The 12,592-nt window shown below is 55.9% G+C and carries 13 protein-coding genes, 1 tRNA gene and 2 pseudogenes; 9 read left to right on the top strand and 7 right to left on the bottom strand.

From position 1 onward, the window contains the following. Positions 1-10: 10 nt before the first annotated feature. Positions 11-232, top strand: a complete 222-nt coding sequence (locus YBN1229_RS03785) for a DUF6471 domain-containing protein (RefSeq protein ID WP_046476790.1) — start codon at positions 11-13, stop codon at positions 230-232. Here YBN1229_RS03785 and YBN1229_RS03780 read toward each other — a convergent pair. Further along, positions 222-728, bottom strand: coding sequence for a hypothetical protein (locus YBN1229_RS03780; protein WP_152024954.1), 507 nt, complete (start codon positions 726-728; stop codon positions 222-224). The two genes, YBN1229_RS03785 and YBN1229_RS03780, sit on opposite strands and share 11 nt — an antisense overlap. Positions 729-963: 235 nt before the next feature. Here YBN1229_RS03780 and YBN1229_RS03775 point away from each other — a divergent pair. Beyond that, positions 964-1,773: pseudogene (locus YBN1229_RS03775) on the top strand (YifB family Mg chelatase-like AAA ATPase); the annotation flags it as partial. A gap of 136 nt (positions 1,774-1,909) precedes the next feature. After that, complete coding sequence (locus YBN1229_RS03770) at positions 1,910-2,416, top strand: GNAT family N-acetyltransferase (protein WP_197540877.1); 507 nt, start codon at positions 1,910-1,912, stop codon at positions 2,414-2,416. 78 nt (positions 2,417-2,494) lie between these two features. On the opposite strand, the gene YBN1229_RS03765 is transcribed toward YBN1229_RS03770, so the two are convergent. Continuing rightward, complete coding sequence (locus YBN1229_RS03765; protein WP_046479923.1) at positions 2,495-2,950, bottom strand: hypothetical protein; 456 nt, start codon at positions 2,948-2,950, stop codon at positions 2,495-2,497. A gap of 117 nt (positions 2,951-3,067) precedes the next feature. Here YBN1229_RS03765 and YBN1229_RS03760 point away from each other — a divergent pair, with 117 nt between their 5' ends. Further along, positions 3,068-4,075, top strand: a complete 1,008-nt coding sequence (locus YBN1229_RS03760; protein WP_046476783.1) for an AraC family transcriptional regulator — start codon at positions 3,068-3,070, stop codon at positions 4,073-4,075. A gap of 92 nt (positions 4,076-4,167) precedes the next feature. On the opposite strand, the gene folD is transcribed toward YBN1229_RS03760, so the two are convergent. The 3 genes from folD to YBN1229_RS03745 all read right to left on the bottom strand — a co-directional run bounded on the left by folD (position 4,168) and on the right by YBN1229_RS03745 (position 5,739). Next, positions 4,168-5,052, bottom strand: coding sequence for a bifunctional methylenetetrahydrofolate dehydrogenase/methenyltetrahydrofolate cyclohydrolase FolD (folD, locus tag YBN1229_RS03755; RefSeq protein ID WP_046476781.1), 885 nt, complete (start codon positions 5,050-5,052; stop codon positions 4,168-4,170). Positions 5,053-5,119: 67 nt separating this feature from the next. Then, on the bottom strand, positions 5,120-5,452 hold the full coding sequence (locus tag YBN1229_RS03750; RefSeq protein WP_046476779.1) for a DUF167 family protein: 333 nt from the start codon (positions 5,450-5,452) through the stop codon (positions 5,120-5,122). Continuing rightward, positions 5,449-5,739, bottom strand: a complete 291-nt coding sequence (locus tag YBN1229_RS03745) for a YggT family protein (RefSeq protein ID WP_046476777.1) — start codon at positions 5,737-5,739, stop codon at positions 5,449-5,451. The genes YBN1229_RS03750 and YBN1229_RS03745 overlap by 4 nt, the downstream gene beginning before the upstream one ends. Before the next feature lie 195 nt (positions 5,740-5,934). Between YBN1229_RS03745 and YBN1229_RS03740 the strand changes: the two genes are divergently transcribed. The 4 genes from YBN1229_RS03740 (at position 5,935) to YBN1229_RS19110 (ending at position 7,903) form a co-directional block, all read left to right on the top strand. Beyond that, positions 5,935-6,010, top strand: a tRNA-Ala gene (locus tag YBN1229_RS03740). A gap of 363 nt (positions 6,011-6,373) precedes the next feature. Continuing rightward, positions 6,374-6,577 (top strand): hypothetical protein, encoded by a 204-nt coding sequence (locus YBN1229_RS18865; RefSeq protein WP_160298682.1) that lies wholly within the window; start codon positions 6,374-6,376, stop codon positions 6,575-6,577. Further along, entirely contained in the window at positions 6,555-7,181 is a 627-nt protein-coding gene (locus tag YBN1229_RS03735; RefSeq protein WP_160298681.1) for a methyltransferase domain-containing protein, read from the top strand. The genes YBN1229_RS18865 and YBN1229_RS03735 overlap by 23 nt, the downstream gene beginning before the upstream one ends. A gap of 242 nt (positions 7,182-7,423) precedes the next feature. Then, complete coding sequence (locus YBN1229_RS19110) at positions 7,424-7,903, top strand: hypothetical protein (protein ID WP_244465001.1); 480 nt, start codon at positions 7,424-7,426, stop codon at positions 7,901-7,903. 17 nt (positions 7,904-7,920) lie between these two features. Here YBN1229_RS19110 and YBN1229_RS19330 read toward each other — a convergent pair. Then, a pseudogene (locus tag YBN1229_RS19330) lies at positions 7,921-8,115 on the bottom strand (helix-turn-helix transcriptional regulator); the annotation flags it as partial. Between the two features lie 1,437 nt (positions 8,116-9,552). On the opposite strand from YBN1229_RS19330, the gene hmpA reads away from it, so the two are divergent. Beyond that, positions 9,553-10,758, top strand: coding sequence for an NO-inducible flavohemoprotein (hmpA, locus tag YBN1229_RS03725; RefSeq protein WP_046476770.1), 1,206 nt, complete (start codon positions 9,553-9,555; stop codon positions 10,756-10,758). Positions 10,759-10,864: 106 nt separating this feature from the next. On the opposite strand, the gene YBN1229_RS03720 is transcribed toward hmpA, so the two are convergent. Continuing rightward, positions 10,865-12,358, bottom strand: a complete 1,494-nt coding sequence (locus YBN1229_RS03720) for a DUF1214 domain-containing protein (protein ID WP_046479922.1) — start codon at positions 12,356-12,358, stop codon at positions 10,865-10,867. Between the last annotated feature and the right edge of the window lie 234 nt (positions 12,359-12,592).

Here is a 12,592-nt window from a genome sequence, read left to right as displayed (position 1 = left end):
GGAGATGCATATGGTCGAAAAGACGGACTGGGAAGCCCGTGTCGCAAACCTATTGAAGGCGGAACTTAAGCGGAAAGGCGTGACCTATGCCCAGCTTGTGGAGAAGCTGGCAGAGATCGGAGTTGACGAAAAGGAAGTGAACATACGGAATAAGCTCGCACGGGGGAAATTCTCAGCGGCCTTCTTAGTCCAATGCCTAGAGGCGGTAGATGCCAAAGAGATCAGGATTTGAATGCATCCTTAGGAACGACCACCATCGTCCCTTTTGCGTCTTCGCGCATAAGGCCAACGAACTGGAGTAGCGGCAGCGCCCTGACTATTTCCTGATTGTATGATGTAAATACTACTTCGCCAGCCTCCCGTCTACATTCGATCATTTGGTACAGGCCGCCACTGTATTGGATGGTGCAGTTTTTGAACGTGCACTTCACGAAGTGGTGGTCATCAATGATGACTATTTGATTTTCAAAAGAGGCGTTTACGACCATCTTTAAGTTGGGTTGAGTTTGCTCAATTGTGGCTGTGCCTGGTTGTTCCGTGCGCACCTCAAGAGCGGGCGGAGCGGCAACTTGATTATACCGAAGTCGGCAAAACGCTAGAAACGCGATGCTTCCAGCGAGTATCAAAATGGCAGATGATACCAATGCCACGAGAAGCACAGCAGCCCACCCCTGCGAAGCAAGAGCGCCCCACTGGTTGCCGAGCCATGCGAAGCCACCTGTGCTCATGACAAGTAACCCCAACGCCCACCAAGACTCGACTTTGCTAGCCAAATTCCCGATCTGTGAAAAAGCGCCTCTGAGCAACGACATAGTATAGACTCGCCCCCGATCCGACATCCTTGCCCCCCACGATTCGCGCTGGAGCACGGGGACTCTATCACTTCATTGCTGTGTTTCTTCATCCGAGATCTCCTCGGACATTACGTGAAAAGCTACTTGGTGCTTTTGCTACGCAATGCCGGAGATGCTAGAAGTCTCGATGGTGCATTCCCTTGCCGGAGAATTGATGGGCGGGAAGCTGGCGAGCCGGAGGCCGTTTCGCGCGCCGCATCATTCCGCGAGCATGGCGGCGTTGGTCGGTGGCGGATCGCGGCCGAAGCCGGGCGAGGTTTCTCTGGCGCATCTCGGCGTCCTCTTCCTGGATGAACTGCCGGAATTTACACCTCAGGTTCTGGACAGTCTGCGGCAGCCAATCGAGACGGGTGAAACCGTCATCGCACGGGCCAATCATCGCGTCGTTTACCCCTCGCGCTTTCAACTTGTCGCTGCGATGAATCCTTGCCGCTGTGGTGGCGGGTCTCCCGGCCAGTCGTGCAAGCGAGGGCCGCGATGCGCGAGTGACTATCAGGCGCGTGTATCCGGGCCGTTGATGGATCGCATCGACCTTCAGATCGAGGTACCTGCGGTGTCAGCGGCGGATCTCGTCCTGCCGCCACCTGTGGAAGGCAGTGCGGATGTCCGGATTCGTGTGGATGCGGCCCGTCAGCGCCAACGCGAACGTTTTCGGGCTCACGGTGCCACGCGTATTCGAACGAATGCCGAGTGTTCGGGAGAATTGCTGGAGAAGACCGCTATGCCTGACGGAGAGGGCCGGGCGCTTCTGCGACAAGCCGCAGATACCTTGGGCCTTTCCGCACGTGGTTTTCATCGAACGTTGAAGGTTGCGCGAACGCTGGCGGATCTCGACGGCGTGGAGGAGGTCGGGCAGATTCATATAGCCGAAGCTCTGTCGTACCGTGGTGAAAGCTTGCGACAGCGACAGGTTGCCTAGGACGCGTTCGTGCCGCAAACGGCTAAGGTTTGTTCTGGGTGTTGTCGGCTTCGACATGGGCGCTTTGGATGTCTCCGACTGAAGCAAGGGCCTCGCACCTGACCAGCAACCGCTCGTTTGGAGGAAAGTGGACGTGATGGACGTTTCTACGTGGCGCCCCATGACATTGGGGGACCTTGAGGGTGTCCTGACTTTGGCGGACGTCGCCTTCCCTGATCATTTCGAAGAACCGGCACGTTTTGAAGAGCGGTTGCGGCTTAGTTCTACAACCTGCTTTACGCTCATTGCCCCGCACGGCGACATCGAAGGTTACTTGATAGCCTATCCTTGGACGTATGGTAGCGCGCCACCACTCAACGGCCCGATTGGCGCAATCCCAGAGAACGCAGATGTGCTCTACATCCACGATCTCGCTCTTCTTCCCGTCGCCCGAGGCAAAGGCTATACGCGGGCGATTCTCGATCATCTGGTGGAAGCGGTACCGTTGGCTGGATGGCAAGCTGTGGCACTCGTCGCCGTCAATCAATCCGTTCCGTTCTGGGAGCGGAACGGCTTTGAAGTTCTCGCGATCCCAAGCATGAGCACGAAGCTTGCCAGCTATGGGGACGATGCGCGCTATATGGTTCGCGGGCTCAAACGCTGATTGCGAAATTGTGCGGAGCACACGCGTGTTCGCTGTCGGTCACATCGTGTGTGCTCTGCAATTATATTCGGGAAATTCTTATTCGGCGGCTTTGATGGTGGTGGTCGGCTGAGCCTCCCACAGGGCCTTGAACTCGGGAATACCGAAAACCGCGATGATGTTCAGGTCGTCGTCGAGGATTTCATAGATCGGTCCGTCGACGTTGCGATTGCTGAAGAACGCGATCACGTCCTGATCGCCTCCACCCTCGCGATGAGGCTCGCCTCCGGCTAGCGTCGACACATAACTTCCGACAGGCCTGACTTCTTTCAGCTCTCCATTGGCGCGATAGATGCGAAGTTCGCCCTGGAGCACCAACGTGATGTAAGCGGCGCCATGGCGATGCAATGCGATTTGCGAATTGGCGTCGAACTTGAACAGAATATCGACAATGCGTTTTTCTTCATCGACGGCGCAAATATGGTAGGCGACGTGAGCCAAACCTTCGAGCGTATTCCAATGGATGTTCTGAGTATCAAAAGGAAGGGTCGTCACCGTGGTTCCTTTCACTAAAATGCTCTGCGTTGAAGTGCTGGAAACCTGCCTCAGGCAGCGCAGGCCCGCTTGCCATTTTGCGCCAAGCTCCATTCGATTTTGAAGGTTGCTGGAACGATGGCGCTTCGTTTACCAGGATTTACACGTGCAAGCTCACTCGGGCCTATTCGCACATTCATGGGCGAAGGGGGCGGCTCCATTGCGCGCGTTCTTAGCGCCGTTGATCTGCCGTTCGCGATCCTTGAGCAGCGGGACATTCTCGTGCCGTTACGGGAGCAGTTTCGACTCCTGGACAGAGCCGCGCGGGAAACCGGAGATCCTCATTTCGGCGCCCGGCTTGGACAGGTGGTCAAAAGCACGGAATTGAGTGCATTCGGGGCCTGGGTCTGCGCGGCTGGGACATTGCAGCAAGCCACATGGCGTGCGCAAGTTGGCATGGACACCCTGCTGCAAACGTCTACCCCGCTGACACTTTCAGTGTGCGGGCCGATTGCGCGCTGGTCGATTGAATTTCTCGAGCCTGAAAGTGAGGGACGGCATCACAACGAGTTTCTCGCACTCGGGTACATGATAGATGTCGTGCGCGTTTACGCGGGACCGACATGGCGCCCCAATGTCGTGATGAGCGCGCTTCCCCGCGGGACACCTACGCGTGAGCTCGAGGAGATCTTTGGCGCGAACATCTCTCACGGGCATGCGGTGCCGGCGATAGAGTTTTGTGCGCCGTTACTTGAGAACGCTTCGTTTGCCCATCGTTTCAATCGGCAGCTTGGGGCTCCGGTTCCAGAGCCGTCCGTGCCGCGTCCAACGGATGTGGCGGCGGCGACTGCCAGCGTCGTCGAGCTGGCTCTTCATGACGGCTATCCGCGTGTGGATTGGGTGGCGTCAAAGCTCGGGACAACCCGGCGTTCGCTTCAGAGGCGGCTGAAAGAAGAGGGGACGACGTTCAATCGCGTCGCCGAGGCGATCTTGCTACGGCGGGCCGAGCAACTTCTTCGTGAGAGCGAAGCGCCGGTGACGGACGTTGCGTTTATGCTCGGTTATGGCGACGCTGCGCACTTTACGCGGGCGTTCCGACGATGGACCGGTGTCTCACCGAGTCAATATCGCCAAAATATTCCTTAGGTTGCCGAGGGCGATCAAAAAACGCCGGGACGCTTACGATTAAGCGCCCCGGCAATTTGATGTTCTGAGATGCGGTGCCGTTTCGGCAAACGTTATGCGTCTGCGCTCAAGCCGGTCTGCATTTCGAATGCTTCGACCGTGTTCTTGAGGAGGCAGGCGATGGTCATCGGGCCGACGCCGCCGGGAACCGGCGTGATGGCGCCTGCGACCTTTGAGGCTTCGGCGAAGTTGACGTCGCCGACGAGACGACCCTTGCCGTCCGGCCCTTCGATACGGTTGATGCCGACGTCAATGACGATCGCACCCGGCTTGATCCAGTCGCCGCGAACGAACTCGGGGATACCGACGGCAGCTACGACGAGATCCGCTTTCTTGACCACGTTTTCAATGTCGCGCGTGCGCGAGTGCGCGATCGTCACCGTGCAGTTTTCGCGAAGCAGGAGGGCGGCCATCGGTTTGCCGACGATGTTGGAGCGGCCGACAACGACGGCGTCCATGCCTGACAGGTTCGGGGCGACGGATTTTGCAAGGATGACCGAGCCGGTTGGCGTGCAAGGCACCAGTGCGCGTTCGCCAATCCAAAGGCGGCCGACGTTCACGGGGTGGAAGCCATCAACGTCTTTGATCGGATCGATAGTGTTGAGAACGAGTTCGGCATCGATGTGTTTCGGAAGCGGAAGCTGAACCAGGATGCCGTTCACCTGCGGATCTTTGTTGAGAGTGTCGACAAGTGCGAGCAGTTCGTCCTGAGAGGTTTCGGCAGAAAGTTTGTGCTCGATAGAATTCATACCCACTTCGACGGTCTGAGCGCCTTTGTTGCGGACATAAACCTTGCTGGCCGGGTCCTCGCCGACGAGTACGACAGCAAGTCCGGGTACCTGACCATGCTTTGACTTGATCGCAGCCACCTTCTTTGCCATCTCGGCGCGGACTTCTGCGGCAACCGCTTTGCCGTCGATAATGCGTGGACCTGTCATTTTTTCTGTTTCCTTCCCTTCAGGTATTTAAAAAATCAAGGCTGACTGGATAGCGCGTATCTGGCGCCTATTGCGCTGCGAGGTCTTGCCACAGGCTTTCGAGGCGCGTTGCAAGTCCTTTCGGTTCGCCATGGATGGTCAAGCCCTTGACGCGAGATTTCTGGCCTTGGCTCACCGCAACGGACGTTTTGGGAACGCCGATCCATTTGGCTACGAGCTTCTCGATGGCTGCGTTGGCTGCGCCGTCAGCCGGTAGCGCGCGCACTCGGGCTTTGATGGCTGGGCCATCGGCGGTTTGTTCCAGGCCGAGGATTTCGTCGCGCGCAGCTTTCGGCGTTAGGCGGATACGCAACTCGACGCCTTCGGCGATTTGGCGCCATGGCAGGGATTTGTCCGTCACAATACCATTTTTGCAATGTTGGGCAGTACGACGCTCTGGATGAAGAAACACGCCAAGAGCAGAACAATGGGCGAAATATCGATGGCTCCGAGATCCGGTAAAATTGCACGGATGGGGCGCAACAGAGGCTCGGTCAGCGCGTTTAGAGCACGATAAATGGCCTGGACGGTGGGATTATAGCCGTTGATCACGCCGAAGCCGACGAGCCAACTCATGATCACGCTGGCGAGGATAACGTAGGTATACAGCGTGATGACATAGCTGATGAAGTTCAAGAGCTCGAGCATTCGTGCGGATCCATTTGCTTGCGGTTCGCTGACGTGTAGCGTTGCCGTGCGCTGCGGGCAAGTCGCTCTGGGTATGTATATGATGATGAAAGTCTAATGAATCCCGTGTTTATGCCAGCGGAAGGACGCGGATCACCTTACAGCTGCTTGACATGCTCGGAGTGCGGGCAGTAAATCGCCCGCACCTAATTTTCAGGGGCCGTAGCTCAGATGGGAGAGCGCCTGGATCGCACCCAGGAGGTCAGGGGTTCGATTCCCCTCGGCTCCACCAGCATCTCACCACGACGCCATTGTACCCCGGTCTCAGTTCAGCGGGATATTGACAGTGCCCTGAAGGGTGTAGCCGTTATAGTCACCGGCGCCCATGCCGTCCCAACTGGCCGATCTGCCTGGATTTTAGAAATCGCACTTTCCGAATGGAAGGGTTCGGTCACTCGGCGGTCCGGGATGGGTCGCAAAGTGACGCTGCCCTCAGCAGATCTGCTGGTTACTGAATATCAGCGGCATTTAGATCCGTACACTTTCGCTGTTGTGCCTGACGGACAACAAAACGCTGTCCGAGGACTCCGTAGTCACCGACGGGTTATTGCAATATAATGCATTGGGTGCGTGATTGCTGCCGATGGAGGATTCAGTGAGCAACGAATTCTCTGGAAGTTACCCACTTGAACCGCGCAAGGGAGAGATTGACCGTCTCAACGTCCAGGCTCTGGCCATGGCGCCAGAAACCTCGCGCATGCTCGACCTTATAGGTGTCGGCGAAGGCTGGAAGTGTCTCGATATCCGGTTGCGGGCCAGGCGGGATTACGGGCCTTTTGAGCGAGCGTGTTGGCTCTAAGGGCCACGTTGTCGGTTTGGACATGAACGCGGACTTCCTTGAATACGCCCGAGCTACCGCCCCAGCGAATACAGAGTTCTTGTTGGGTGATGCTTATGACTCGGCGCTGACGGCGGAAACATTTGATCTTGTGCACATGCGCTTCGTTGCCAGTACGGCAGGTGCGCCGGAGAGGTTGTTGCGTGAGGCGACGCGTCTAGCAAAGTCGCGAGGGACAATTGCCTTGCAGGAGCCCGATGGTTCGACTTTGAACTGCTATCCTCCTCATCCTAGTTGGGACAAGTTGAAGGATGCTTTGCTCGGAGCTTTCAGAGGCGTGGGTGCCGATTTGGAACTCGCTCGCCGTATTTACTATGTGATAATTCAATCGGGACTCACCGATGTGCAATATCGCCCCTTCATTATCGGCGTGCGGTCGGTGGATTCGATGGTCGACTACTTGCCGTCGACAGTAGAATCATTGCGCTCGACGGTTCTCCAACTCGGCCTGCTTGAGGAGAACGAATTTACGACAATGCTCTCTGCGTGCCGAGCTCATCTCGCGCGCTCCGAAACGGTTTTCACTATGTATACGGTCGCACAGGTCTGGGGTCGGAAACCTTGACGGCTTTCCTCTCCAATTGGGGAACGTGTCCGTCGCTCAACAGTCTCACCCATCAACTTCGCGTGTTCCTCCTCCGATCGGAGGAGGACGAATGGCCTATTTCCAAGCACAGTCACGGCATTGATGTGAACCGCGAGCGGATTTCAAACGCTTTCGAACCCCCCGCGGCACTTCTTCCTCCCGTTCAGATTCTGAAGCAGCACTCTAAGCCTGCTTCCATTGAAATTTTGGGAGTTACGTCGATGGTGAACAAATCTCTTATTTTGATTATGGCGTCGGCAGCGGTTGGCGCTTTGAGTTCCGTTCCCGTGCAAGCCGTAGAAACGCCTCCAAATAGCGGCACCACGTCCTATACGACACACTTTGTTTTCGTGCCCAAGTCGACGGTGGATATTCCAGGAGTCGGCAAAGCCGTTGCGCTGGAAGCGACCGGACCGACAGAAAACACTAAGGGTGATTCTTTCCTCAACGACATGAAGGCCAAATGTGAAGCGGTCAGTATAGAAACGGCTGGCAAGAAGTGGATCGACGGCGCTTGCGCTTTGACGGATGTAGACGGCGACGTGGTGTTCTCGACCTTTGACACCCGTGATCTCGACAAAACACAGCCGAAGATGGATTGCGGCACGCATATCATCACCGGTGGCACAGGAAAATATCGCGGTATCACAGGGAAGGAGCCGTTTGCCTGCATCAATAAGGACGATGCCAGGGCAATCTGAGCTGCGAGTTTCATGAGTTCAGATTGCCGGGATGTCCCGGTTCTGGTGAAAATATTGTTGAGGTGCGTTCGCGCAGTGCTTGTCGCGATGCCCAGTTCTGCAGCGACCTCGGGTACGGTTTTGCCGGAAAGGATAGGGCCGAGCACGCGAACTTCGGCGGGCGTGAGTCTGAATGCCTGCGCAACGGCTCGGGCACAGGTCGACTCTTCCATTGGAGTGCTTACGAAAACCGCTGCAACCACTTCTGACGCGAAGGGTTTGCGCGTGCTTCCTTGGGAGAGGGGGAGGACGCGGGCGATAACTGGCTTTTCGTCGTCGTTGCTCAACCGAACGGCAAGACTGGTCCCGGCTAAGCCGCCTTCGTTGCGAGCGGCAATTGAAATGGCTTCTTTGAGTTTTGATGATACTGGGCGCCGTTCGGCTTCAAGGTGTCCCTGTATTTGGTGCAAGGGACTCGTCTCGTTGCCCATCATGGTGCTGGCCGTTCGATTGGCATACACGATCTCAGCGTTTTTATTTGTGAGTACTATTCCGAGTTTGAGAGCGTCGAGCGTTCCATGGAGGTGTGTTTCGCTGACTGTCTTCGCGTAGAGTATGTTGCTGATTGTCACGGCGCGACGGACATGCGGAATGAGAACGCGAATTAAATCGATGGCGACGTCATCAAAATAACCTGCGGTTTCATGTCTTCCAAAACTTAGCAATGCAAAACGTGTCGGGGATCGAAAAATGTTAATTTGTGCTATATCGCAAATGCCATGAGAGTGTGCCCATTCTCTGAATAACGGCGATGATTCAATCTTGGAGATTGGTCGTTCGCGAGATGCAATTATCGGCTCATCGATCAAAATTTCCCGACCAACGATGTTTTCTGCGTAAGAAATGTACGGATTTTTTGCCTCACCCCACCGGGTTGCTATTCCGCGCTCTTTGGACATAAGCATGCGTTTGTTTGCAACATCGCTTAAGGCGAGTTGGACAATCGGACAGCCGAGCAAGTTTATACACTCGTCGAGCGTCCCGTCCCATAACCCGGGATCGAGCGTGCAATCGTAAATCCGGGAAATTAAATCGGACAGATCCTTAGAGGACATGAGCGACGTCTTCATGATGCTGCTCAAAAAATTAAGCGGATCGTTCGAGGTTTTGGTGTGTGGGAACAGCTTCCCCCGAAATTACAGCGGGAAGGCGTATCGGTTCAGATCTCGGGGGAAACATCACCAGCACTAGCGCAATTCCGAGATGGGATTGCCTAACAGGCTTTGCTCCCTAAGAGTTCGGTTTGCCACCTGGCCGGACACCAATCGCATCATCGCGATGTGGTGCCGTCAATCTGTCGTGTGACCGGTTACCTTGCCGACGTCTATTCGAATGTGCGGTCCGCATTTCGGGTCCAAAGATTTGTAACTGCGGTATCCGGCCCAGCGTTCCAACTGAACATGCTCGAGGTCGTCGCCTCCTTATACCTATCCTAGCCCATTCGGCATGCGGCTCCTGCTTCGCAGAGGCCGTGCTCTTCATCACAAGCAACAGAGCTTTACGTCCGAAGCGTGGGGGATGCGGCAGCGCGCCGCTTTGTCTTTTAAGATGCATATCTTGTACATCTTTTGCTGGCAGGTCGCCCTAAGCTCAATGGAGAACATAAGAAAATGTCTGCTCAGCTCGCACCTGAGACTATTCAATTGGTCAAAGCCACCGTCCCGGCCTTACGTCAGCATGGGTTGGCAATCACGCAGAAGATGTACGAACATCTCTTCAAGAATGAAGAGATCCGGGATCTCTTCAATCAGTCTCATCAGGGTGCAAACGGTTCCCAACCCAAGGCTCTCGCGCAGGCGATCCTTGCGTACGCGGAGAACATTGAAAATTTGGGCGCACTAGCGCCTGCAGTGGAGCGGATTGCTCAAAAGCATGCAGGGCTCAACATTCTTCCGGAGCACTACCCGTTTGTCGCAAATGCTTTGCTCCAAGCGATCAGCGATATTTTGGGCGATGCGGCATCGGACGATATCTTGAAAGCTTGGGGAGAAGCTTACTGGTTTCTGGCAAATATTCTGATTGGCCGTGAGGCGGAGATTTATCGGGAAACGGCCACGGTGCCAGGTGGTTGGGCCGGATGGCGGCCGTTTGTGATCGAAAAGGTTGAGCCCGAAAGCTCCGTCATCTGCTCCTTCTATTTGCGGCCGCAGGATGGGGGAGCAGTTATCTCCCATAAGCCCGGTCAATATCTGACAGTGCTGTTACAGGGGGATGGGTTGCCACCTCTGAAGCGTAACTACACGATCTCCTGTGCCCCTAATGGCAGTTATTACCGCATCACCGTAAAGCGAGAGGGGCGGGCTTCCACTTGGCTTCATGAACATGCGGCGGCTGGTACGGTGTTGGAGGTCTCACCTCCTGCGGGCGATTTCCATCTCGATGTTGGTCAAAGTGAGCCCATCGTGCTGGTTAGCGGCGGGGTTGGACTGACGCCTATGGTCAGCATGCTTGAGACTGTTGCTGAAAAGCGGCCGGATCTCCCAACCTGGTACGTGCATGGCGCATTGAATGGGGCTGTTCATGCGATGGGGAGCCACGTGCGGGGCCTTGCGCAAAGGTCACCGAACATTGATGTGAAGGTGTTTTATGCGGACGCCACGAGCGCTGTTGGAGAGGCTGGCGGTTGTGACGAGGAGGGGTTGATTTCGGCTGATTGGCTGCATCGAAATACGCCATCCGATCGTGCGACGTATTTCCTCTGTGGGCCAAAGCCGTTTCTACGGGATATCGCGGTTGGGCTCAGAGACGCTGGCGTTTCGCCGGATCGGATTCGCTATGAGTTTTTCGGTCCAGCCGATGATCTTTTAGCTGCCTAAGTCGGCACGGAGTGAGACGGCGCCAAGCAAAAGTTAAGGCGCCGTCTTTTTTCACTGCAGAATGCTGTGGTGCCCCAAAAAACGATCAGCTTTTAGCTGTACTTTTTCATTGGATGGCCATGCTTGGTGTCAGCTCGATTTTTTGGAAGTCAGGCAATCCCCAGGACTTGTCGAAAAACGGCTCGGTTGGACCATAGAACCGGAAGTAGGCGAACCAGCCCATGTCCGGATTGGTCTGCACCCAGTTCGTTTCCTTGCCTTTCGGCGCGCTGGGGCCGAAGTAGACATCCACAGAGCCATCGCTGTTTTTCGCAATGTCTGACTTGCGCGAGGAGATGTCAGGGCGCCCTTGCTCGGTGACGGGCATCTGTCGCGTATTCTCGTCGTACGCGGTGACGGACCAGAATTGCTTGGCCGGAGGATTAGGAGGAACGTGCAGCTTGTAGGTGTTGCTGCCGTTGAGCCAATTGCCGTCAGAGTCTTTGTAGGACGCGATGTACCTTTGCCCAACACCAGGGGGCTGCGTCAGCATGGCTTTGGAGATAACCACCGCCTCATAGAACCATGCGGCGCGTTCGTCGAGCTGGTCGTAAGTCAGGGCTCTCTGGTCGGTGGAAACGACCAACGCGTGCTTCCAGTGAGTACCCTCCCAGAACGGCGGCTCTACCCGTTTGTCGGTCGTGTTAGCCTTCGCCATCGCCTCGCCCACGACAACGCCGTCCTCAAGCAGCTTCGTCTGCCGTTCGTCGGGCTTGTAAGGTTTTCCTCTCTCAATGCCGAGGAATTTTAGCTGCGCCAGGATGAACCGGTCGCGCTCGTCGACGGGGTTACGCTGGATGACCTCGTTGAGACTGTCCCAATAAGCCATGCCACGTGGCGGCATCTGGCTCCACTTCTTGTCGCCTGCGTCACGCGCGGGCATCGCCTCTCCGGTGCCTGCAACCGTCCATCGATATGTCTTGATTTGCGGAACCAGCTCCGCAATCGCCTTTTCCTTGTCGGCGCCCAGCAGTCTGAACCCGGCCAGGACATCACGACTCGTCGCTTCCACAACGTAATAGCCTTCGGCTTCTACGAGCCCGTATCCCGGCGGCATGATCAGGTATTTTCCGCCTTGCCCCTTGTCAGGTCCGACAACACCTAAATCAGCTAGAACGCGTTGCCAGTTGTCGAGGATCATGCCTGCGATCAGTCCCGCGGGGACTTCGACGACAAAGGGGCCAGTTTCCTTCAAATCGATGAACGTCGCGATGTAGGGTGTTGTGTAGTTTGGAGTCAAAATGCCCAGCTTTTCGGTGAAGTCGAAATAGTTCAGCATCTCGCCGCTTTTTCCACCGAAGACGTTGTAATGAGCCCGGCGCCACTCGTTGAGCCCGACCGCGGGGATGCCCCAGATGTACGCTTGAGCTGCGCGCTGGAAGTCCATTTCGTCATAGAGCTTCTCCACCGTTTCTTTTGACGGATAGCCGCTTTCGAACGTGAGCTTGCCAATGCGGGTGTTGATGGTCTCTTGCGCAAGGGCAGGCGATGACACGGGGTAAAATGCGAGACTAGATAGAAGTATTAGTGAGGGCGTTGAGAACCGGCTTTTCCTTCTCAATTTCAGTGAGTGCTTTGGTTTGCTGAGGCGCAAAGTCATGCTCGCTACTCTATGATGAAATTTGTCGGGGGGAATGTATCGTTACCTCGCGTTGCCCCGGGCTCATGCCCACAGCAAAAGCCGAACGTTGTCGGACACGTTTCGTAGATTTTTGCGCAGATTGACTTTGAAGGGTGGGCTCCGGATTGGGAGCCAACTTCGGCTCGGTGGTGCAGCCGCAAGCGTTGATACCCA

The organism is Candidatus Filomicrobium marinum (genome assembly GCF_000981545.1).
GTDB classification, from domain to species: Bacteria; Pseudomonadota; Alphaproteobacteria; order Rhizobiales; family Hyphomicrobiaceae; genus Filomicrobium; species Filomicrobium insigne.
The sequence above is the reverse complement of the archived record's forward strand: the minus strand, read 5'-3'. Positions and strand labels throughout refer to the sequence as shown.